The sequence below is a fragment of the Bacillus sp. JST-5 genome, from assembly GCF_057747715.1.
Genome location: NZ_JBYLHW010000020.1, coordinates 15669 through 36885 on the forward strand (window position 1 = coordinate 15669; position 21217 = coordinate 36885).

Consider the following 21217-nt stretch of genomic DNA (forward strand, 5'->3'; position numbering starts at 1 on the left):
GAAGATAAGTTTTAATAATTTTATTGAAAGGTTTCTATTAAATCATTCCATCGATGCAGAACTTAAGAATGATTCATTGATGATTAAAAGATTGTATACTCTATATATTTATGTATTCTCTTACTATAGTTTTCATTCATAGAAAAAAGCTTGCAATCATTTGCAAGCTTTCGAATTTAATATACATCTTTCCTTGTAAAATATGTAAAAGCAATGATTAGTGAGAGAAATCCCCAAATAAATAAAACGGTCATAGAGAATGAAAGTGACATTCCCTCAACTGGAGGACTATCTCCTTTTAAATAGTCAGTAAGTTCTAAATTGACCATGAATAAATATTTTGCCGACTCCCATGATGAAACCATGTTGCTTAAAATTGTTCCGGAAATTAATAATGCAATCATGATTCCCATCCCTGCTGCGGTACTTTTTATTAAAACAGATATCGTAAAGGATATCGTTCCAATAATTATCGCTACAAACCATGCAAGTCCTAATTGCATAAAAATATATTTCCATTGTGGAACAAGATGAACGTTTGATGTATCCAACTCATTCCCATCGACTCCAAACCCTGTCAACACCGGTGCATTCCAACCTGAAAAGCCAAAGACAATTCCTGATATCAAATAAGTTAAGATTAGAAAAACAGAAATAATCCACGATACTGATAATAAGAGTGTAATGTATTTACTTAATAATATTTTCCACCTTTTTACTGGCCGTGTTAATAGTAATTTTACCGTTCCTATTGTATATTCAGATGATACCAGGTCGGAGGCAACGATAATTACCATTAATGGCAAAAATAATTGAATCGAATGATTGATAAACTCTCTTACAAAGGTTGGTGCACCAGGTTCAGTAGGATTGATATTATGATCCAAATAATATTGATATTGTTGGACTCTAATTTGTAATTCTTTTTTCCATTCATCTGAAATTCGACTTCCACTTAAGCGATTTTGGATATCAATAATTTGCTGTTGCAACGTCGTTCTCCAGTCCGATGTTCCTAATCTCTCTCTTAATTGTTCTGCTTCTTTCATTTGTGCATAAGTAAACATTGAAATTAAAAGAGCAATTATAAACGTGACAACATATAATCTTTTTTTCCTCACAAGTTTTAGCCATTCATTCGATATTAAATTAATCAACGGTTTCTCCCCCAGTCAATTCTAAAAATAAATCTTCTAATGTTGGGAGAAAACGATTCATTTCAAATATCGTAATCCCTTCTTCCATCAACTTACGATTCCACGTTCCAATTAGTCTTTCATCAAATGGTGTTACGATATAGTCTCCTTCCAAAACAGCATTTCCCGTTAAATCATTTAACAACTGAATAGTTGGCTCCACAGGAGAAACTCTCCACTTTACACGTTCTTTTCTCGAAAGGAGTGATTTTACCGATTCCGTATGGATGATGGTTCCTTTTGAAATAATCGCCACTCGATCACAAAGTAACTGAATTTCACTTAATAAATGACTTGAAACAAATACACTCAATCCCTCTTTTTCTGCTAAAAATCGAATAAAGGACCTCATTTCCCTAATCCCGGATGGGTCGAGTCCGTTAGTCGGTTCATCTAAAATTAACACTTTTGGCTTACCAAGAAGCGCTTGAGCAATCCCTAGTCTTTGTCTCATTCCAAGTGAATACGTTTTTACTAAATCATGAATTCTTTCTTGAAGTCCTACTAGTTGTACTACTTCTTTAATTCGCTTCTCATCAGTTTTCGGTAACATTCTTGAAAAATGAAGTAAATTTTCCCAACCGCTTAAAAAGGGATATAGCTCCGGATTTTCGACAATACAGCCTAAATGTTTCATTGCTTCTGTGAAATTTTCCTTTACGTCATATCCACAAATTTTGATTTCCCCAGAGCTAGGTTGAATTAATCCTACTAGCATTCGAATGGTGGTCGTTTTCCCTGCCCCATTTGGTCCGAGAAATCCAAAAACTTCACCTTTTTTTAACTCAAAATCAATCCCCTTTATAATTTCCCTTCTTCCAATGACTTTTTTAAGTCCTTTTACTAACAAAGTTGTTTCACTCATTTAGTCACTCTCCTCAAATGAAACGAGACCATTTAACCGCTCAGCTAACAAGCGATAACCTTCGTTATTAGGATGAAAATGATCAGTGTAAAGCAATTCATTATACCTTAATTGAAACAAGTCATAGGTAGGAACAAAAACAGTTTTCGTAAAATTTGTGAGCATTTGAACGGTATCATAATTCCATTGAAGAACAGTTTTAGCTGTGTCTATTTCATGATCTAAATCGATAAATGGATTATACAAACCAATAAAATATATAGGTGATTCAGTATTGACCGAGCGAATGGTCGATAAAATGGACTGTAAGTTATGTAAAAATTGTTCTTTAATTTCTTCTACTTTTTTCTCATCATAGGCTATTAATGTTTCTCCTGATTGAAATAAGTCATTACCACCTATTGTCATCATAATGATGGATGCTTGTCCTAGTTGACGTTGGACTTCTTTTTGTTGAACCAACTCTAGTAATTGCGGAGATCGTAAACCTTTGACCGCTAAATTTGTAACGTTAATATCTTTATCCGTTCTTTCTTTTATTAAATCAATAAAGTAACCAATATAACCTTTTCCGAATGAATCTCCTGTTCCTCTCGTTAATGAGTCTCCAAGCGCAACAATTTGAATCGTATCATTATCATTCTTGGCTATTGTGGCATCATTTTGTACTTCAATTTCTCCCGCTTCTACATTTGTTCGGTCAAACATTAAATAAATTAAAGCTGACATCCATAACAATAAAGAAATAACGGAGGTAATCATGAAAATACGGACGGTAAAAAATTTCAATATAGCCCCTCCTTCCATCTTTCATTTCGAAAAATTATATATCATCTTTCATTTCGAAAATTTATATATGGTAAAGTTTATCATATCAAACGAAATTTACCTATTCAAAAGAGTGGGGTGTCATAAATATTAACCCTTTCATCATACATTTATAACGGTAGATATGCTAATAAAGGAGTCAATAAAAATGAAAAATGGGTTGATGTTTTTTGGTTTTATCACAATTTTAAGTGTCATTGCATTTTTGAATGAATTCAATTTTTCTAACGAAGATAATCCAGTAGATGTGCCTGTCATTCATTTCAATTTTGAAGATAACGAAGAAGAAAGTAAAACTCACATCCCTATTCTCGAATATCGTTTAGACAAAAAGGAAGAAATTGATGGATATATAGTAGAAACCTACCGAGAATTTGAAATTTATAAAGATGAAAACGGGAAAGTGATTCAGACGATACCTACGGAAAACTATGAGTTTATTAGGTATAAAAAATATTAATGCAATGTCTTATCTTCTTCATGATTTTATTCCCTCAAATCATTTTAACCCCTATCCTTTGGCTTTTCACTATGCATTATTGTTAATAGATTCCCATTCTTATATTCTTTTTTTCCTCTTTTTTGAAAAATATCAATAGGACGTAGATTTACAAGAGGATTTACCTTTCAAAGTATTTTTTTCCTATCGAAAAAGGACAATTAACCATTATATTAGCCCAACATAAAATGTTTATATGCTCTAATTGATACAGGCTAACGTAGAAAGGATGATAAGGATGTGTGGGATCACCGGCTGGATAGATTTTCATAAAAATATGAATAACGAAAAAGAAACACTCCATAAAATGACAGAAACATTATCTAAACGCGGTCCCGATGCAACACAAATTTGGACCAACACTCATGTAGGCTTTGGTCATAAACGGTTGATTGTCGTAGATCCTGAAGGTGGAAAACAACCGATGACAAGAGAAAAAAATGGTTATCATTACACCATTTGTTACAATGGAGAGCTATATAATACAGAGGATATTCGTAAAGAATTATTGAAAAAAGGATATACTTTTCAAGGACATTCAGATACAGAAGTTCTTTTACAGGCATACATCGAATGGGAAGAAAATTGTGTAGAATGGTTAAATGGAATCTATGCCTTCGCTGTGTGGGATGAAAAAAACAATCAACTCTTTATTGGACGAGATCGTTTAGGAGTCAAACCTTTATTTTATGCAGAAATTAATAACGGTTTTATATTTGGATCTGAATTAAAAGCGATTTTAGCTCACCCAGATGTGAAGACGCAGATTGACCGAGAAGGATTGAACGAAATTTTTGCTTTAGGTCCATCCCGTTCTCCAGGATCAGGTGTATTTAAAGGGATTAAAGAGTTAAGGCCTGCACATGCATTAACTTTATCTCCTAATAAAGGGTTAAAAATATGGCGCTACTGGAATGTAAAAAGTGAAAAACATATAGATTCTTTGGAAGAAACCATTGAAAAAGTTCGCCACTTGGTAACTGATGCCGTTCAAAGACAGTTAGTTTCAGATGTTCCGTTATGTACATTTTTATCTGGCGGAGTTGATTCAAGTTCTATTACTGCTATAGCTGCCATGGAATATGAACGAACAGGAAAAGGCCCTCTTCATACATTCTCTATCGATTATGAGGGGAATGATCTATTTTTCCAAGCGAATGAGTTTCAACCAAATTCAGACACAACTTATATCCATCTGATAACGAAAAAATTTCAAACCGTTCACCATAACTATATGATTACACAAGAAGAGTTAGCGCATTATTTAAAAGAAGCCGTTCATGTAAAAGATTTACCTGGTATGGCAGATATTGATTCATCTTTGCTTTGGTTTTGCGAACAAATAAGGAAAGATTTTGTCGTTGCTCTTTCTGGTGAGTGTGCCGATGAAATTTTTGGTGGGTATCCTTGGTTTCATCGTCCAGAAGATTTGAAAAGAGCCGGTTTTCCGTGGATGAGATCGATTCAAGAACGAAAAAATTTATTGAAGGAAAGCTGGCAGAAAAAATTAAAGATGGACGAATATATGATGTCTAAATATAGAGAAACCGTTCAGGAGACTCCTAGATTAGATGGAGAAAATGAAAATGAGGGACGAAGAAGAGAGTTATTCTATTTAAACATGGTTTGGTTTATGACGACGTTATTAGATCGAAAAGATCGAATGAGCATGGGAGCGAGTTTGGAAGTTCGAGTTCCTTTTGCTGATCACCGTCTCGTGGAGTATGTATGGAATATACCATGGGACATGAAAATGTACGAAAATCGAGAAAAAGGTCTTCTCCGTAAAGCATTGGAAGGATTATTGCCTCACGATGTCCTTTACCGTAAAAAGAGTCCTTATCCGAAAACTCATAATCCAACATACGTTCATGAAGTTAAAGTGTTGTTAAATCAAATTTTAAAAAACCGCGATTCAGTTCTTTACGAATTTTTCAAAGAATCTAAGCTTAAAGAAATCATTGAAACAGATGGTGCCTCTTTTAAGGAACCTTGGTTTGGCCAACTAATGACTGGACCTCAGTTATTAGCCTATCTCGTCCAACTTCATATTTGGTTTGAAGAATACGGAATCGAGCTTATCGATGGATAATAGATTTGGTAAAGAAATATAAAGGGTGTTTCTGATTGGAAACACCCTTTTATACATGAACATTGGTTTACGTGTTAACAAACACAACCTATTATGATTAACAAAATAAATAACACAACAAGTAAGGAAAAACCTCCACCAAATTTATTCCCCATCCTTACACCTCCATTAGGTTTGATATAGCCTATGTCAATCGTCATGTGATTGATTGGGCGAATAACTAAAACGATTGAAAAACGAATTTTCATTCAATAGCCTCTTTTGATTTCTTGTCTTTTATTTCAATTGTTCGATATAATAAATGTGATTGATTTTTTTTTGAAATTTTTGAGGTGAAACGGATGAAGCTTGAAGGTTGGTTTGCGGGATTTATCATCTTTTGGGTATGTGTATTAGTATTTATGTTTGCAGTTGGCGGATATTTTATGTTCCGCAAATTTTTAAAACGACTCCCTAAGGCGGACGGTAAAAGTGATCTAGATTGGGAAGAATATTATGTAAATGAAACAAGACATTTATGGGGTGAAAAAGAAAAAGAACTATTAGAAGAATTAGTTAGCCCTGTACCAGAATTATTTAGAGATGTAGCACGACAGAAAATAGCGGGGAAAATTGGTGAATTAGCACTAAAAGAAAAAGCCGAGGCGATTACTACCGATTTAATCATAAGAGGATATATTTTAGCAACCCCAAAAAGAGACTATAAATTTTTAAAGAAAAAATTAGTGGATATGAACATTGACTTTTCCTCCTATCAGGAATTGTTTCAATAAAATTTAAGAGCAAACAAACGGTTCCATGAACCGTTTGTTTTTTTATAGCACTTTCCTCACCTATGAAATATTTTAATTATGAATCTTTCAATTTTTTTAATTTTTTTGATATAATATTCAAAGTTCCAAATTTTAGATTGTATTGGTTATGCGGAAACTTATTTGAAAAAAGAAAGAGTTTCATTATTTAAGAAGAATGGTTGATTTAGTGAAATAATTGGTAGATTTGATTTCATTTGAAAGATATATTAGGGGGAAACATCTTGTATAAATTAAAAAGAAGTTCATCTATATTATTAACACTAGGAGTTGTACTTATTATTGGATCATGGGTATTCTCATTTTCCTTTGGTTATGCGTTAAAAGATTATTTTATTAAACCTAGAGATGCGTTTTTATTAGGACAATCCATTGAGACGTATTATTTAATGATTGTAGCTTTTGTTTTATTGGGAATATCGCTCATTATATTGTCCATCGATACAAAGCAAAAGAGGAGAAAAAATCTTTGGGCATTCCCTATAATGACCATAAGCATAGTACTCTTTTTCATAAGCTACAACAGTTACTATTATGCTAATGATCAAAGAATTGCCAATAAAGAATTATTTTCATTGAAGAAACAAGAGTATCAATGGTCTGAGATTGAAAAAATGGAGTTTATCTTCCACATTGTTGAGGGCGGAAGCCAAAAGGGAGCAGCCATCAAAGTTTATCCGAAAAACGGAGACCATCCAATTTATATTGAATGGGACCAATATATTTTTTTTACACGCTATCGACTAGAAAAATTAGTGTTAGATCATGGAGGAGAAGTTAAAACAGTCATTTTAGATAAAAGAGAAAAATAAAACCATCCAGAATATTTTTCCGGATGGTTTTTCCATTTAAATCGTATTTGGTTCGATTGTTCCGTTTGTTTGAGACAATAGTTTCCGAAATTGAATATACATGGCGATTCGCCACGGAACTATCATGCCAAAAGCTAATAACCAGAACATTCCTGTTAACTCTCCATAGTCGATGCTCGAACTTAATAATAGTTTCAAAACTAAACGAATCAGTAATAGGCCAATTAAAATAAACGGAAATGCTTTTGATCGTTTTAAATAAATATCTTCCCCACGAACTTCAAATTTACTTGTTTTGATTAAAACGATGGAAAAAAGAAGTCCGACAGAAACAGCCTCTAATATCTCAATAGGAGTAACACGAAAGGCTGGAAAAAGAAACATAGCTGCTCCTGTTGACATAAATATTGGGGGTAAAATTATTTTTTTGGCTGTAACGGGATGGCTAGAAGCTTTCATCCGTACAAAAATCACTAAAAATCCCATTAATATGGCAAAAATGGTTGAAGCTATAATCACGCTTCCTCATCCTTTTTGTTAAATTTGTCTTTTTCTATTATATACAAATCCTTGAAAATCGCAAATAATCCTATAAAAGAGAAATCCACTTGTTCTCAAGTGGACTAAATAACTGTTACGAAAAATAGGTGGTGAAAGAGAAAACACTATTTCATAAATATTAAAAACCGGTAAATCCACCGAAAATCGGCTCTAAAAAATTGATAAGTTTGGTCATCCAGTCAAAATATAATACGATTCCCATCACGATCATAAGAATTCCGCCAATTTTTACAATCAATTGACTATGTTTTTTTATCCATTTCAATTTTCCGATAAAAAATGAAAGAACAAAGAATGGAACGATAAATCCAATGGCATAAGCTGTTAAATAAACAACACCCGAACCGGGATTAACAGCAGCCAATGTTATTACCGCTGCCAGAATTGGTCCCATACAAGGCGTCCAACCCGCCGCGAATGCCATTCCAATTAAAACAGAACCAAAATAACCGCTTGGACGATGTTTAAATTCAATTCTACGATCCTTCATTAATACTTCTGGTTTAAATACTCCAAATACCATTAAACCAAAGATGACAATTAAAATAGCACCGATTTGTCGAATCAACTGTCCGTAATCGATAAAAAATTCACCAATGAATGATGTTGCAAAACCTAATGCGATAAAAATGATAGAAAATCCAATTATGAAAAATATCGTATGTAACATGCTTCGTTTTTGCAGCATGGCGTTTTCTTCTTTTAAATCCGATACACTCATGCCTGTAATATAAGATAAAAATGCTGGATATAACGGCAAACAACACGGGGATATAAAGCTTAAAAATCCTGCCCCTAAAGCAATAAAAACATTTATATCAGATGCCATAATAACACCTCCTGTCCATCGTAACTTCATTTTACCAGATTGAAACATAAAAAGAACAAGTAGATCGTGAAGGTTTTGTGAAGTGATATCTTAAAATCAGTCCATAAATCAATCTTTTAAAAACTTTTAAGAAAAAAAGTGGTTCAAACCTAAACGATTTGAACCGAATAAACCATTATATTACATAACGATATTAGAGAGTTTTTCACCGTTTTGCAATAAATACATTTTATGATATAAACCACCTTTTGCGAGTAGTTCTTGATGAGTCCCTCGTTCAACAATTTCTCCTTTATGCAACACTAATATTAAGTCAGCATCTTGAATCGTTGATAATCGATGGGCAATCGCAATAGTCGTTCTTCCTTTTCTCATTTTTTCTAATGCTATTTGAATCGCTTCTTCTGTTTCTGTATCAATATTTGCAGTTGCCTCATCCAACACTAAAATTTTTGGATTCGTTGCTATTGTTCTGGCAAACGCTATAAGTTGTCGCTGACCACTAGAAAACGTTGATCCTCTTTCCGTAACTTTTGAATCATATTTTTGAGGCAATTTTTCTATAAAAGAATGCGCTTGGACAAATTTAGCCGCTTCAACAATTTTTTCATCGGAAATGGATTGGTTGTGAAGTCGAATATTATCTTTGATTGTGCCATAAAACATAAACGGATCTTGCAATACTAACCCCATTTTCGTCCTTAATTCTTCCATCGGATATTGTTTGATCGATTGTCCATCAATGAGAATGTCACCTTCGAAAAATTCATAAAACCTCATTAATAAATTGATAATGGAACTTTTTCCGCTTCCGGTATGACCAACTAACGCTACCGTTTCCCCAGGTTTTGCTTTAAACGATATATTTTTTAATACCTTTTGTTTTCCATCATAAGAAAACGAAACATTTTTAAATTCAATTTCTCCATGTTCAATGGAGATAGGTTTAGGATTGTTCGGTTTTGGTGATACTTCTTTTTCATCTAGAAGTTTAAATACTCGAGAAGAAGCAACAATGGCTTGTTGATATAAACTTAATCGCTGCATCACATTATTCACAGGTTCGAAAAATCGATCTAAATAGCTGACAAAGGCAAATAGTACTCCAATTTCTATCGGTTCATTCAGCGATGTAATTCCGAAGAAACTTAATACGATGATTATGGCTAATGTGTAGACAAGATCGATTGCTGGGCGCAATAATAATCCGTCCATTTTAATGTTTCGCATCCCAGCTTTATAATGTTTTTCATTGATTTCTTCAAATTCTTCTCTTAAACGTTTTTCTTGTCTAAAGACTTGAATAATTCCCATACCTTGTAACGATTCGTTTAATTTAGCATTTAATTGACTTAAGCGTTCCCATAAATCTTGATAAAAAATCGAACTATATTTCCGATATGTTCTCATAATCATAAAAATAATTGGCAATAAAACTAAACAGAATAAGGCTAGTTTAGAATTCAATATAAACATCGACACGAAAATTCCGATAAGCAAAAAGGCACTTTGGATAAATGTTGCAATCACCGTTACAAACATATCTTTAATAGCTTCTGTATCATTGGTGACTCTAGAAACAATACTTCCTGCCGGTGTTTTATCAAAATATTTCATTCCTAATTCTTGAACTTTTGAAAAAACGTCAATTCTCATTTGTTGAATAATTTTCAATGCGATTTCTTGGAATTTTAATAGTTGAAAATAACTAATGATGACATTTCCAACTTGAATGATAAGAAATGCCGCTGCTAATACAATGATTGGTTGTACATCAAAATTTCTAGGGGCTAAATGATCATCAATAAAAACTTTTATGATAATGGGCCCTAAAACATCCCCAACGGTTGTTAATAGAAGTAAAGCAAAAGCAAAAAATATTAATTTTAGATGGGGTTTTGTATAAGATAATAAACGAAATAAAATTTTCCTCTGTTCTTTTCCAGTCATCGCCATCGTTTGTTTATCCATAATATTATCCTCCGTGTTCTACGAGTGATTCAAGTTGCTGGCGTAAGAACATATCACGGTACCAGCCATCCATCTTCATCAATTCTTCATGAGTCCCTCTTTCACTTATCTTTCCTTGATCCATGACGATAATTAAGTCGGCATGTTGTATAGCACTAAGTCGATGGGCTGTAATAATCGTTGTTTTGCCTTCACGGTTTTCTTTTAACGCTCGTAAAATTGCTTCTTCCGTTTTCGCATCTACAGCAGATAATGAATCATCTAACACTAAAATTTCAGGATCCATCAAAATGGCACGAGCAATGGAAATCCTTTGTTTTTGTCCTCCAGATAAAGAGACTCCTCTTTCTCCAACAACAGTTTGATAACCATCGGTAAACTGTAAAATATCATCATGGATATTGGCTATTTTAGCTGCTTCAAAGATTTGTTCATCCGTTGCATTTGGATGGGCAAAAGCTATATTTTCTTTTACTGTCGCGGAAAATAAAAAGTGATCTTGTGGCACATAACCAATCGCTTTTCTTAAAGCATGTAATTGATAAAATTGGATAGGTAGGTCATTGATTGAAATGTCACCATCATACCCTTCAAATTCTCTTGTCAACAATTTTAACAATGTTGTTTTTCCAGCACCTGTTTTTCCAACAATTCCTAATGTCCATCCACGTTTTACCGTAAAATGAATATCTTTCAAAACAGGTGTAGTCTCATTAGGATACGTAAATGAATGAATACGATATCGAATATCCCCTTTTGGCATTTCATCTTTAGCTTCCGGAACATCCACTATATCTGGTACTTCAGCTAGAAGCGCTGAAACACGATCGTAAGATGCACTTCCTCGTTCTACGATATTAAATAACCAACCAAACGCAAGCATTGGCCAAATGAGCAAACCTAAATACGATGTAAAAGAAATTAACTGTCCAATAGTTAACTCATCATTAACAACATATACGGCACCAAACGCAACCGCAAGGAAATAGGAAATTCCAATAATGATAGATATGGTAGGATCGAATAATGAATCTACTTTCGCAACAGAAATATTTTTTCTCACCACATCGTCTGATAATTGTTTGAAAGATTCTATATCTTCTTTTTCCTGTCCGAACGTTTTTATGACCTTAATTCCTGTAATACTCTCCTGTGCTTTATCATTTAATGAAGAAAAGGCAGCTTGAGCATGATGAAAACGTTTATGAAGAAGGGTTCCGTACCAATTGGTTAAAATCGCCATGAAAGGCATAGGGATTAAACATATTAATGTTAATTTCCAACTAATTGTGGTTGCCATCGCTATGATGACAAATCCACCAGTAGCTAATGAATCAACAAGTGTAAGTACACCAGAACCGGCTACTTGCTGAATCGCTTGAAGGTCGTTAGTTGCATGGGCCATTAAGTCACCGATTCGCTTTCTTTGATAAAACGATTGACTCATATTCGTAAAATGTTCGTATAAACGATTTCTTAATTGTTTTGCTAGTTTGACGGAAGAACCAAAAATCATAATTCTCCAATAATATCTCAGCACATACATACTAAGTCCAGCAACAACTAAAACACCTAGCCAGAAAAATAATATTCCCCAAGTTAATGTGCGCTCTGCTATATGGTCAGCAATAATCCCAATAATTTTAGGTGGTATTAATGTTAAGATGGCGACAAGTAATAAAAAAATAGTCCCTGCAATGTAAGATTTTTTTTCTTGCTTAAAAAACCATAATAAATCGATGAATACTCTCATGTCGGTCCCCCACAATTAATGAATATAAAAACTTTTTATAGTTTACCAAAAATTATAATAATAAGAAAGATTATTAATTAGATACAAAGAATGAATTTTTCTACAACTTTCGATGGAGGAAAAATAAAAAATCACCCTCCTAGCCCAACGTGGATAAAGAAAGGCGATTTTTTATGAAAAATTATTTTAAGTTTTGTTTGTTCATCGCATTCATCATTTGATTGATTTTCTTTTGCGATGGTTTCATTCCCATTTGCATCATCATAACTTTTAACATTTGTTCGTTAATTGGTGGATTTTTCTTTAAGTAGCTCATCATATATTTACGAGCGATGAAAAATCCTAGTGCGACCCCAGCTAACAAAGCCAGAACACCGACTAGAATAAGTTCCCACATAGATTATTTCCTCCTTCATGTTGTCTACCATACAGTGTACTAAACCATTGTCCATTATACAATATTTGAAAAAATTTTTGTTATGAATTTATATGAGTTTTCGTTTCTTTAGAGGTTTTAGCCATCCATAACGAAAATGTTCTGTATCAGAGGCAAAAAAATTATATTCCGTCTTCCGCAAAGCTTCTATAAATACCATTTCCGCTTCAAAAGTTCCATTTGATTCAATGAACAATAAATTTTCTTTAATTTGCAGTTGAGCCTGTCCACTTTTTCCGCAAATATAGTATATACCATTTTTAACTTCATAATCTTTTCTTTTTTGTAATTGGGACATTAATTGTGTATGTATCCGTAAAGTTGGAATCGGTTTTGTAATGTAATCTATTTGTTTTTTTAAAATATTTTTAAACTCACCAGTAGATTGCTTATATTCTTTGAAAAGGTTGAAGAAAATTCTTTCACGACCGTAAAAATATTTGGCAACGAAGTCTTCAATTAAATACAATTCATATACCCTCAACCACGTCCCCCCCTTAATAATCATCCGTTACTCCCATTATAAAAATTTCTTGTTACGGAACTTGTCAATATATGAAAAAATCTTTCGTTTCTTTTGTCGAATCTTCTTTTTTTAATTATACATAAAGCTCGCCAAAAAGATAACGATTTATTCGGAATTTATAGAATATTTACAAAAAAATTAAAGCTTGCCTTATAATATTGGCAAGCTTTAATTTATACGTCTTATTTTGAAAGTAATTCTTTTACTTTTTTCACGATGTTTTCAACAGTGAATCCGTATTCTTCCATAACTTTATTACCTGGAGCGGATGCACCAAATCGATCGATCGCTAATACGTCTCCATCTAGTCCAACATAACGTTCCCAACCAAGTGACGCCGCCATTTCAATTGCTAAGCGTTTACGAACATGAGGTGGTATGACTTTGTCTTTATAAGACTGATCTTGTTTCTCAAAACGATCCCATGAAGGCATACTTACAACAGAAACATCAATACCTTCCTCTAGCAACACTTTTTGAGCTTGAACAGCTAAATGCACTTCGGAACCTGATGCTAATAAAACGGCTTCCGGAGTTTCTTTTTGAGATTTGGAAATGATATAGGCTCCTCGTTCTACTCCTTCTTTTGCCATTTCGTTTGTACCCTCAATGGTAGGCAATCCTTGTCTTGTAAGTACTAGTGCCGTTGGGCGATCTTTTGAAGTCATTGCCACTCTCCATGCAGCAACTGTTTCGTTACCATCAGCTGGACGAATGACTGTTAAATTTGGCATTGCACGTAATGAAGGTAATTGCTCTATAGGTTCATGTGTTGGTCCGTCTTCCCCTACAGCAATACTATCATGGGTAAACACGTACGTAACTGGTAAATTCATTAATGCAGCTAGACGTATAGCTGGGCGTAAATAATCTGAGAATACAAAGAATGTACCACCAAATACACGGACGCCTCCATGAAGAGCCATTCCATTCATTGCTGCACCCATCGCAAATTCTCTTACACCAAACCAAATATTTCTACCTTCATAAGAATTCGGTAGAAAATCTCCGGATTCTTTAATCATCGTATTATTAGAACTTGCTAAATCTGCTGAACCTCCAATTAAATAAGGAACATTTTTAGCAAGTGCATTGATCGACTCTCCACTAGATGCACGGCTAGCTAAAGATTTTCCTTCCTCATAGACAGGTAAATCTTGATCCCATCCTTCTGGAAGTTCCCCGCTAATAGCTAATTTTAGCTGTTTCGCTAATTCAGGATATTTGGTTTCATATTGTTTAAATAATTCATTCCATTCTTGTTCTTTTTTCTCACCTTGAACTTGTACTAGTTCACGGAAACGATCATAGACTTCATTTGGTACATGGAAATCTTCTTCGAAAGTCCATTGATAATATTCTTTTGTTAATTTTAATTCTTCAGCCCCTAGTGGAGCACCATGAACCGCAGATTTTCCTGCCTTGTTAGGAGAACCATAACCAATTACAGTTTTTACTTCAATGAGTGTCGGACGATTTAAGTCTTGTTTCGCAAGTTCGATGGCTTTTGCGATTTCTTCTAAGCTGTTTCCATCCTCCACTCGTATGTATTGCCATCCATATGCTTTAAAACGCATTTCTACACTTTCAGAAAATGCTTTATTTAAATCCCCATCTAAAGAGATATCATTAGAATCATATAATACGATAAGACGTCCAAGTTTTAAATGTGCAGCTAAAGAAGCAGCTTCTGCTGAAACTCCTTCCATTAAATCGCCATCTCCGCAAATGCTGTATGTAAAATGATCGATAATATTCAAATCATCTTTGTTATAAACAGTTGCAAGATGTCGTTCAGCCATAGCCATTCCTACAGCCATTGCAATCCCTTGACCTAAAGGACCTGTAGTTGCTTCAACACCAGGTGTATGACCATATTCTGGATGTCCAGGAGTACGGCTTTGCCATTGACGGAAATTTTTAATATCATCCATCGTTAAGTCATAGCCGGATAAATGTAATAAGCTATAAAGTAACATCGATCCATGTCCAGCAGATAAAACGAAGCGATCACGGTTAAACCAACTTGGGTTTTTTGGGTTGTGATTCATAAATCTTGTCCATAACGTATATGCCATCGGAGCAGCACCCATTGGCATTCCAGGATGTCCGGATTTAGCTTTTTCAATGGCATCAATAGATAAAGTACGTATTGCATTAATAGAAAGTTGATCGATACTGTCAAACATTGGAAACATCCCTTCCTATATTTTCTTACTCCTCTATAATATATGTCTTAAGCAATGAAGACAATAAAAGAAGTATAGTTTTTTCATTCTCTATTAGTTTTAATGAAAAATGGGTTCTTATACGATAATAGTTATATTTTCTTCAACATTAAAAAAGCAAACGATGACTCGTTTGCCGAAAGTAACTAATGAAAATTAATGAAGTCTCTTATTTTTCATTTGTTTTATTTTGTCTGGAGTTACGTCATTTCCGTTAGGATCAATAATCGTTACATTTTGAAGAGTGTTTTTCATCGATTGACGGAACGCTTGTAAATATTCACTCCGAAGTTTTGTTTGTTCTTTAGCTTCTTCCATCGTTAGCCCTTCATTTTTTGCTTTTTTAGCTAATTCATTAATTCTCTTTATTTTATCTTTCGATAACATCGGTAAGATTCTCCTTTTAAATGAAGTGACAAAGTCATCTTACAAGAAAATTACTAGAGAATCAACTTTATAGCTTTGAACTTGATGGATTCATTCTTTCATATTCTTGAAATCGGCGATGAACGGTAGCCTTTGAAATATCGTATCCAAATCCCCTTAAAGTAGAAGCGATTTCCGCAAATGTTAATCCTTTATTTCGCAATTGGATAATTTCATCAATGGGAACTTCTTTTTTATCCCTACCACCAGAGGAAGAACGATTTTTAAAATTTTTCTCTGGTTGATAACCTTTTTCGATTGCTTTTTTCATCCCACGCTGAATTTTAATATTATGTATTTTTCTTTGATACTCTTCAACGAGACTAACAATTTTCAAAACCATTGAATCGGATTCAGATAATTTTAACTCTCCGTTCTGATCAATTGTATATAAAGAAATTCCTTCTTTCATTAAACAATGTAAAAGAACAATTTTAGCATTTCCTCTTCCAAGTCTTGTTTCATCTTGTATAAGCAATATATCAAAACTACCGTCTTTCGCCATTGATAATATTTTCAACATCCCATCACGATCTAAGTCATATCCGCTTGCTTTTTCCAATACCGTATCAACAATTTGAAAACCAAATTTTTTAGCAAAATGGGTTAATTCCTCTTGTTGCCTAATTAATGAAGTTTCTTGAGTATCTTTATTAGTACTAACTCTACAATAGATGATTGCTCTTTGATTATTCATTATTCATTTCCACCTGCAAGATGTCGAATATCTAGATGATCTTTTTGAATAGGAAGTACAATTTCCGTACCCTTTTCTAATCGAAAAGTTTGTAGTTGATTTTCTTTTTTTACCCATAGAATAAATTCATCAGTATCCATATTGTGAAGATGTTTATATTGTTCAGCCATTTCCCATAAATTTTCATGATCTCCAGCTACAATTGTAACAAAATCTTCATGTGTAGGGACCATAGAAAATCGGTTAATCATTATATATAAACATACGAACGAAATTAGCATGAAAATAATTACAAAAGAAAAATTTGACCATATTTTTTTCACTACCATGATTTTCACCTCATACGAATATATGTTCTGTTTGATAATTTAATTTTATACAGAACATATGTTTGTGTCAACAGAAAAATTCGAACTTATGTTTGTATCTATTTCCAAAACATGCTACAATGTAGTTAATTAATAGTCGTTGAGGTGTGCTATATGACTAAATTATCTAAACGTCAACAAGAAATATTGGAATATATTAAAGATTCAGTACGTGAAAAAGGATATCCGCCTTCCGTAAGAGAAATTGCCCAAGCAGTGGGGCTTGCATCTAGCTCAACGGTTCATGGTCACTTAGCAAGATTGGAAAGCAAAGGTTTAATTCGCCGTGATCCAACAAAACCAAGAGCCATAGAAATATTAAATTTAGAAGAAGATAATATTCCAACCATTCCGGTACGAAATGTCCCAATTATCGGAAAAGTTACAGCAGGACAACCCATTACCGCTGTTGAAAATATAGAAGAATATTTTCCTCTACCAGAAAGTTTCGCACCGCATGACGAACAAATCTTCATGCTAGAGATTATGGGAGACAGTATGATTGAAGCGGGGATACTTGATGGGGATTATGTCATTGTTCGCCAACAAAAAACAGCTAACAACGGTGATATTGTTGTCGCAATGACCGAAGACGATGAGGCAACAGTCAAAAGATTCTTTAAAGAAAAAGATTTTATTCGCCTACAACCAGAAAACTCCTCCATGGATCCTATCATTGTTCGTAACGTATCTATTTTAGGAAAAGTCATTGGAGTTTACAGAAGAATTCATTAAAGGACTTTTTTGACCATCCGACAAGGATGGTCTTTTCATATTTGATGAAATTATGTGACATTTTAATAGGTAAATAGGACCACAAAGGAAATTAATGGATAAATAGTGCAATTGTCGGTTGAAGAAATTTATAAAGTTTTATTAAATATCGAATGACGAAAAATATACGAGAAAAATATAGAATTGTTTACATATTTGTAAAAAAATGTAGTTTTTATAGTGCCCATTTAATAAAAAATTTTATTTTTTTAAAAATTAATATTATATTAAAATATATGCTTTTTTTCATGGAAAGGGGATGACAATTTTGCATATAGGCAAAAGATTGTCTTATCTTCGAAAAAAATCGGGACTTTCTCTCGATCAAGCAGGCGCCGGAATCCTCTCATCGACACATTTAAGCAATATTGAGAATGGACGATTTTACCCTTCAGAGGATATACTAATATTACTAGCGAGGAAATACGATGTTCCAGAAGATTATTTGTTGTGGTATGAAAAAAGAGATGCATCGATTGATCAACCACTACGTCAACTCCTATATCTGATTTTCACAGATTTAAAGAAAGCAAAAGAGATCGTAGATTACATCGATCATAAAGGCTACATATCCAACATCGAGCAAGAAACACTGTTTATAATATTAAAAACTTGCTTTCTCATTAAATCTGGTGAACCTTACGAAGAATTCTTCTCGCTAGTAAAACACTATGTAACGGAGGGTGATGTCAGTTATCCAAGTTACATACATCAATGTTATGTCTATTTGTTGTCTCTTCAATATTTTGAAGTAAAAAATTACGAGCAAAGTCGAAAATATTTAGAAACTTTGAAAAGGTATGACTTACCTACTAAAATTAGAGCTATTATTGAATTTAATATTCTAATCATCCTTCACCACTTAAACAAAAGAGTTCATGCAATTCAGCATGCAGAAAAGGCATTACTTTTATTCTTTAATAACCATTTATGGGAATTTATCGCTGAAACTTATAACATATTATTAGGAATATACTGGAAAGAATCGGACTATGATTCTGCTTTAAATTATGCATACAAAACTATGGAAATAGCAAATACCTACAATTTTTTAGAGGTAAAAACTCGTTTACTTCATAATATAGGAGTAATCTATAAATCTAAAAAAGACTATCAAAAATCAATTGATTATTTTCAAAAATCAATCGAATTAAAAGAAAAACTCGGCATTGACCCAAGTAGTTCTTATTGGTCAATTCTAGACATCTACACCACAACTAATCAAGTTGAAAAGTTCAATGAATTAAAGAAACAAATTAAAAATAATAAAAAAGAATATTTACTTTTAGAAATTAAATTAGATTCATCAAAAATACCTTCTTTATTAGAGAAATTATTATTGCTAGCAGATGAATTTGAGTCTAGAGGTCAATTACAATATTCATACGAAATTTATCATGAATTAAGTGCTTATTATTTTAAAAATAGAAAATATAAATTAGCAGCACAGTTATATCAAAAAGAATTAAAATTAGTAAAAAAATCGAAAGGGGATGTTTTATTATGAAAAAAATATTGAAGGGAATTCTTGTTATTGCTGCATTAGCTACACTAGTTTACAGCGTGCCAAGTAACAACACAGCTGCAGATGAAATCGAAGTTCCAAAAATTAGATCAATCAAATTTGATGTATAATAAAAGCCGGTTAGTACCGGCTTTTATTATTATAGATTCTTTGTAAGTTTGGATCATAGCCTAAAAAACTAGAAAGACATTCCAATAAAAGAATCATCTACAACTTTATAAATAAAATAATTTTTAAAATAATTTTTTTAACTAAAATTTGTTAATAGTCTAATAATATATATCACTTTATAATCTAAATTTTATTTTTTCCTCTACTTATTCTTTACTTTACAATTTCCTCTCTTATAACAACACCTATTTTTTAACAAATAACTAATTCCTTTTTTGATATGGATAATTCCCCCTCCTCTAATCAATACTAATATAACGATTATGTACTTTGTGTTGGAGGTGGATGTTTTGAATCAACTGACATTAAAGGAGTTAACTTTGATTGAAGATGAAATTCGTGGTGAAGAAATTATTGCTAAAACGATGAATTGGTGTGCATCACAATGTAAAGATGGAAACATTCGTCAAATTCTTGAAGACCTTGCTGAAACTCATCAAAGAAAAATTGCAGATTTATCCCAATATTTTAACCGTTCTAAAAACATTCAATAATGAAAAAAGGAGTGACGAGATTTGCCAAACAATATAGAAGGTCGAGGGCTTACAGATCGAGAAATGGTCCAACTTTGTTTAGACTTAGAGAAGAATCGGTGCAGGAGCCTTTGCAATACCATGCTAGAAACCGCTCATAAAGAGCTTCGCGAAATTTACGAACAATGTTTTGCAAATGCTTCAAAAAACCATTTTATCCTTTTTCAATTATTGAGTGAAAAAGGTTGGTACAAAACAGAAGTGGCAACCGTTGACCAAATATCAAAAATTCAAGATAACATGCAAAACAACTTACATCCCGATGACCATTTTGCTTAGGAGGCTTCATACTTTGAAAAAATCAAAAAAGAATGTGAACAATATTGGACAAAAAAGTAGTGAAATGAATGCGATGGATCAAGGTTTAAATTTAGTTTATCAAACTGTAAATCAAGCAACAGGAATGGACAAAGGAAATGATGGAAAAATAACAAAATCTGATTAAATAGCATTTCTAGTTTTAAATTTTCTAAAGTATTTTTAATTCAAATAGTTAAATTTCAGCACTTTTAAACTTACAAAAAAATCGCCCAAAACGTTTGGGCGATTATCAAAATCATTTGTCATTCTCTTTTACTATGCTTGGCTAGTACGGTGTTAATTTTTATCCCTCATATTTCGAACTAATTCAAATGCACCTGTACTTGCTAAACCAGAAGCTAGTCCACCTAATAAAATTTCTGGTGTAAATGAGCCGCTATTGATCCAAACATTTAATACAACACCTAAAACACCTAATATTAGTGGAATATACTTGTTTGGAATAAAGTCTAAACTATTCTTGATTATATACCCAACAGCTAAACAAATTGCCGCAACTATTGCCACAACGTATTCTGATAAAATTTCCATAGAATTCTCCCCCTCCCCATTTTTTACTAGTTTATGCACGCCGTAAACAAGCTGACTCGGCTATAAAAAAAATAATCAAAATCTACTAGAAATATTCCATTTTATTTAAAACCATTTGTTTAATTTAGAACAATCCTACTGAATTTTTTACTAGAAATATCGTTTCAATTGTGTAGGTTAAGTTGGTAATTTTGAAAAAGATGTATAATTAACAATTTGAAAAAACTTGCTATCTAAATCATTTTGTGAATAAATGTGTAAAACAAGTGATTGTTAAAACTCGTCACTCATATGCGAGATAGTCGTACGAGGAAGAATTTTTTTCAATCGAGTAGGAGGGAGCGATTAACTCCCGTCCTTTCACACCACCGTACGTACGGTTCCGTATACGGCGGTTCAATTAAGATCATTGACGCAAGTCTTTATAACTTCCGTGAATAGCTGTTCTCTTTATGCCAGTGGT

Annotated in this window: 25 protein-coding genes; 10 read left to right on the forward strand and 15 right to left on the reverse strand. The window is 33.0% G+C overall.

What is annotated here, in order from left to right; translation table 11 throughout:
- Nucleotides 1-176: 176 nt before the first annotated feature.
- Genes AC3ASS_RS06175 through AC3ASS_RS06185 form a run of 3 tightly spaced genes read right to left on the reverse strand, consistent with a single transcriptional unit; the run spans nt 177 to nt 2850 of the window.
- Nucleotides 177-1157 (reverse strand): DUF2705 family protein, encoded by a 981-nt coding sequence (locus AC3ASS_RS06175; RefSeq protein WP_488282646.1) that lies wholly within the window; start codon nt 1155-1157, stop codon nt 177-179.
- Nucleotides 1150-2061, reverse strand: coding sequence for an ABC transporter ATP-binding protein (locus AC3ASS_RS06180; RefSeq protein WP_488282647.1), 912 nt, complete (start codon nt 2059-2061; stop codon nt 1150-1152). The genes AC3ASS_RS06175 and AC3ASS_RS06180 overlap by 8 nt, the downstream gene beginning before the upstream one ends.
- Nucleotides 2062-2850, reverse strand: coding sequence for a GDSL-type esterase/lipase family protein (locus tag AC3ASS_RS06185; protein ID WP_488282648.1), 789 nt, complete (start codon nt 2848-2850; stop codon nt 2062-2064).
- 187 nt (nt 2851-3037) lie between these two features.
- Between AC3ASS_RS06185 and AC3ASS_RS06190 the strand changes: the two genes are divergently transcribed.
- Both AC3ASS_RS06190 and asnB read left to right on the forward strand, forming a co-directional pair.
- Complete coding sequence (locus tag AC3ASS_RS06190; RefSeq protein WP_488282649.1) at nt 3038-3349, forward strand: hypothetical protein; 312 nt, start codon at nt 3038-3040, stop codon at nt 3347-3349.
- 277 nt (nt 3350-3626) lie between these two features.
- Complete coding sequence (gene asnB / locus AC3ASS_RS06195; protein WP_488282650.1) at nt 3627-5480, forward strand: asparagine synthase (glutamine-hydrolyzing); 1854 nt, start codon at nt 3627-3629, stop codon at nt 5478-5480.
- Nucleotides 5481-5554: 74 nt separating this feature from the next.
- Here asnB and AC3ASS_RS06200 read toward each other — a convergent pair whose 3' ends face one another.
- Nucleotides 5555-5635 (reverse strand): YjcZ family sporulation protein, encoded by an 81-nt coding sequence (locus AC3ASS_RS06200; RefSeq protein WP_488282671.1) that lies wholly within the window; start codon nt 5633-5635, stop codon nt 5555-5557.
- Between the two features lie 186 nt (nt 5636-5821).
- On the opposite strand from AC3ASS_RS06200, the gene AC3ASS_RS06205 reads away from it, so the two are divergent.
- Both AC3ASS_RS06205 and AC3ASS_RS06210 read left to right on the forward strand, forming a co-directional pair.
- On the forward strand, nt 5822-6253 hold the full coding sequence (locus AC3ASS_RS06205) for a DUF2621 family protein (RefSeq protein WP_488282651.1): 432 nt from the start codon (nt 5822-5824) through the stop codon (nt 6251-6253).
- 263 nt (nt 6254-6516) lie between these two features.
- Nucleotides 6517-7104, forward strand: coding sequence for a hypothetical protein (locus AC3ASS_RS06210; protein ID WP_488282652.1), 588 nt, complete (start codon nt 6517-6519; stop codon nt 7102-7104).
- A 36-nt stretch (nt 7105-7140) separates the two neighbouring features.
- On the opposite strand, the gene AC3ASS_RS06215 is transcribed toward AC3ASS_RS06210, so the two are convergent.
- The 10 genes from AC3ASS_RS06215 to yneA form a co-directional block, all read right to left on the reverse strand.
- A complete protein-coding gene (locus AC3ASS_RS06215; RefSeq protein ID WP_488282653.1) occupies nt 7141-7623 on the reverse strand; it encodes a CcdC family protein in 483 nt (160 codons plus the stop codon).
- Nucleotides 7624-7783: 160 nt separating this feature from the next.
- Entirely contained in the window at nt 7784-8494 is a 711-nt protein-coding gene (locus AC3ASS_RS06220) for a cytochrome c biogenesis protein CcdA (protein ID WP_488282654.1), read from the reverse strand.
- Nucleotides 8495-8674: 180 nt separating this feature from the next.
- On the reverse strand, nt 8675-10465 hold the full coding sequence (locus AC3ASS_RS06225) for an ABC transporter ATP-binding protein (protein WP_488282655.1): 1791 nt from the start codon (nt 10463-10465) through the stop codon (nt 8675-8677).
- A 4-nt stretch (nt 10466-10469) separates the two neighbouring features.
- The gene (locus AC3ASS_RS06230) at nt 10470-12218 is read right to left on the reverse strand and encodes an ABC transporter transmembrane domain-containing protein (RefSeq protein WP_488282656.1); all 1749 of its coding nucleotides are present in this window, start codon (nt 12216-12218) and stop codon (nt 10470-10472) included.
- A 181-nt stretch (nt 12219-12399) separates the two neighbouring features.
- Complete coding sequence (locus tag AC3ASS_RS06235; protein ID WP_488282657.1) at nt 12400-12615, reverse strand: YneF family protein; 216 nt, start codon at nt 12613-12615, stop codon at nt 12400-12402.
- An 88-nt stretch (nt 12616-12703) separates the two neighbouring features.
- Entirely contained in the window at nt 12704-13138 is a 435-nt protein-coding gene (gene sirA / locus AC3ASS_RS06240; protein ID WP_488282658.1) for a sporulation inhibitor of replication protein SirA, read from the reverse strand.
- A 224-nt stretch (nt 13139-13362) separates the two neighbouring features.
- Nucleotides 13363-15369, reverse strand: coding sequence for a transketolase (gene tkt, locus AC3ASS_RS06245; protein WP_488282659.1), 2007 nt, complete (start codon nt 15367-15369; stop codon nt 13363-13365).
- Nucleotides 15370-15564: 195 nt separating this feature from the next.
- Entirely contained in the window at nt 15565-15795 is a 231-nt protein-coding gene (locus AC3ASS_RS06250; protein WP_488282660.1) for a DUF896 domain-containing protein, read from the reverse strand.
- A 67-nt stretch (nt 15796-15862) separates the two neighbouring features.
- On the reverse strand, nt 15863-16531 hold the full coding sequence (locus AC3ASS_RS06255) for a YneB family resolvase-like protein (RefSeq protein WP_488282661.1): 669 nt from the start codon (nt 16529-16531) through the stop codon (nt 15863-15865).
- Nucleotides 16531-16860, reverse strand: coding sequence for a cell division suppressor protein YneA (yneA, locus tag AC3ASS_RS06260; RefSeq protein ID WP_488282662.1), 330 nt, complete (start codon nt 16858-16860; stop codon nt 16531-16533). The genes AC3ASS_RS06255 and yneA overlap by 1 nt, the downstream gene beginning before the upstream one ends.
- Nucleotides 16861-17013: 153 nt before the next feature.
- On the opposite strand from yneA, the gene lexA reads away from it, so the two are divergent.
- From lexA to AC3ASS_RS06290, 6 genes are all read left to right on the forward strand, one after another.
- Nucleotides 17014-17634 (forward strand): transcriptional repressor LexA, encoded by a 621-nt coding sequence (gene lexA / locus AC3ASS_RS06265; protein ID WP_488282663.1) that lies wholly within the window; start codon nt 17014-17016, stop codon nt 17632-17634.
- 307 nt (nt 17635-17941) lie between these two features.
- Entirely contained in the window at nt 17942-19180 is a 1239-nt protein-coding gene (locus AC3ASS_RS06270) for a tetratricopeptide repeat protein (RefSeq protein WP_488282664.1), read from the forward strand.
- Nucleotides 19177-19308 (forward strand): hypothetical protein, encoded by a 132-nt coding sequence (locus AC3ASS_RS06275; protein ID WP_488282665.1) that lies wholly within the window; start codon nt 19177-19179, stop codon nt 19306-19308. The genes AC3ASS_RS06270 and AC3ASS_RS06275 overlap by 4 nt, the downstream gene beginning before the upstream one ends.
- A gap of 351 nt (nt 19309-19659) precedes the next feature.
- On the forward strand, nt 19660-19863 hold the full coding sequence (locus AC3ASS_RS06280; RefSeq protein WP_488282666.1) for a hypothetical protein: 204 nt from the start codon (nt 19660-19662) through the stop codon (nt 19861-19863).
- A 21-nt stretch (nt 19864-19884) separates the two neighbouring features.
- A complete protein-coding gene (locus AC3ASS_RS06285) occupies nt 19885-20181 on the forward strand; it encodes a spore coat protein (RefSeq protein WP_488282667.1) in 297 nt (98 codons plus the stop codon).
- A gap of 13 nt (nt 20182-20194) precedes the next feature.
- Nucleotides 20195-20347 carry a hypothetical protein gene (locus tag AC3ASS_RS06290; RefSeq protein WP_488282668.1) on the forward strand — a complete coding sequence of 51 codons (153 nt, stop codon included), beginning with the start codon at nt 20195-20197 and terminating at the stop codon, nt 20345-20347.
- A 152-nt stretch (nt 20348-20499) separates the two neighbouring features.
- Here AC3ASS_RS06290 and AC3ASS_RS06295 read toward each other — a convergent pair whose 3' ends face one another.
- Complete coding sequence (locus AC3ASS_RS06295) at nt 20500-20754, reverse strand: phage holin family protein (RefSeq protein ID WP_488282669.1); 255 nt, start codon at nt 20752-20754, stop codon at nt 20500-20502.
- Nucleotides 20755-21217: the final 463 nt, after the last annotated feature.

Excerpts from the sequence above, each read along its gene's own strand:
- AC3ASS_RS06255 (WP_488282661.1), bottom strand. The coding sequence starts at position 16,531 with ATGAATAATCAAAGAGCAATCATCTATTGTAGAGTTAGTACTAATAAA.
- AC3ASS_RS06275 (WP_488282665.1), top strand. The coding sequence starts at position 19,177 with ATGAAAAAAATATTGAAGGGAATTCTTGTTATTGCTGCATTAGCTACA.
- tkt (WP_488282659.1), bottom strand. The coding sequence starts at position 15,369 with ATGTTTGACAGTATCGATCAACTTTCTATTAATGCAATACGTACTTTA.
- AC3ASS_RS06295 (WP_488282669.1), bottom strand. The coding sequence starts at position 20,754 with ATGGAAATTTTATCAGAATACGTTGTGGCAATAGTTGCGGCAATTTGT.
- AC3ASS_RS06225 (WP_488282655.1), bottom strand. The coding sequence starts at position 10,465 with ATGGATAAACAAACGATGGCGATGACTGGAAAAGAACAGAGGAAAATT.
- AC3ASS_RS06250 (WP_488282660.1), bottom strand. The coding sequence starts at position 15,795 with ATGTTATCGAAAGATAAAATAAAGAGAATTAATGAATTAGCTAAAAAA.
- lexA (WP_488282663.1), top strand. The coding sequence starts at position 17,014 with ATGACTAAATTATCTAAACGTCAACAAGAAATATTGGAATATATTAAA.
- AC3ASS_RS06190 (WP_488282649.1), top strand. The coding sequence starts at position 3,038 with ATGAAAAATGGGTTGATGTTTTTTGGTTTTATCACAATTTTAAGTGTC.
- AC3ASS_RS06180 (WP_488282647.1), bottom strand. The coding sequence starts at position 2,061 with ATGAGTGAAACAACTTTGTTAGTAAAAGGACTTAAAAAAGTCATTGGA.
- AC3ASS_RS06200 (WP_488282671.1), bottom strand. The coding sequence starts at position 5,635 with ATGGGGAATAAATTTGGTGGAGGTTTTTCCTTACTTGTTGTGTTATTT.
- AC3ASS_RS06230 (WP_488282656.1), bottom strand. The coding sequence starts at position 12,218 with ATGAGAGTATTCATCGATTTATTATGGTTTTTTAAGCAAGAAAAAAAA.
- AC3ASS_RS06235 (WP_488282657.1), bottom strand. The coding sequence starts at position 12,615 with ATGTGGGAACTTATTCTAGTCGGTGTTCTGGCTTTGTTAGCTGGGGTC.
- yneA (WP_488282662.1), bottom strand. The coding sequence starts at position 16,860 with ATGGTAGTGAAAAAAATATGGTCAAATTTTTCTTTTGTAATTATTTTC.
- AC3ASS_RS06205 (WP_488282651.1), top strand. The coding sequence starts at position 5,822 with ATGAAGCTTGAAGGTTGGTTTGCGGGATTTATCATCTTTTGGGTATGT.
- asnB (WP_488282650.1), top strand. The coding sequence starts at position 3,627 with ATGTGTGGGATCACCGGCTGGATAGATTTTCATAAAAATATGAATAAC.
- AC3ASS_RS06220 (WP_488282654.1), bottom strand. The coding sequence starts at position 8,494 with ATGGCATCTGATATAAATGTTTTTATTGCTTTAGGGGCAGGATTTTTA.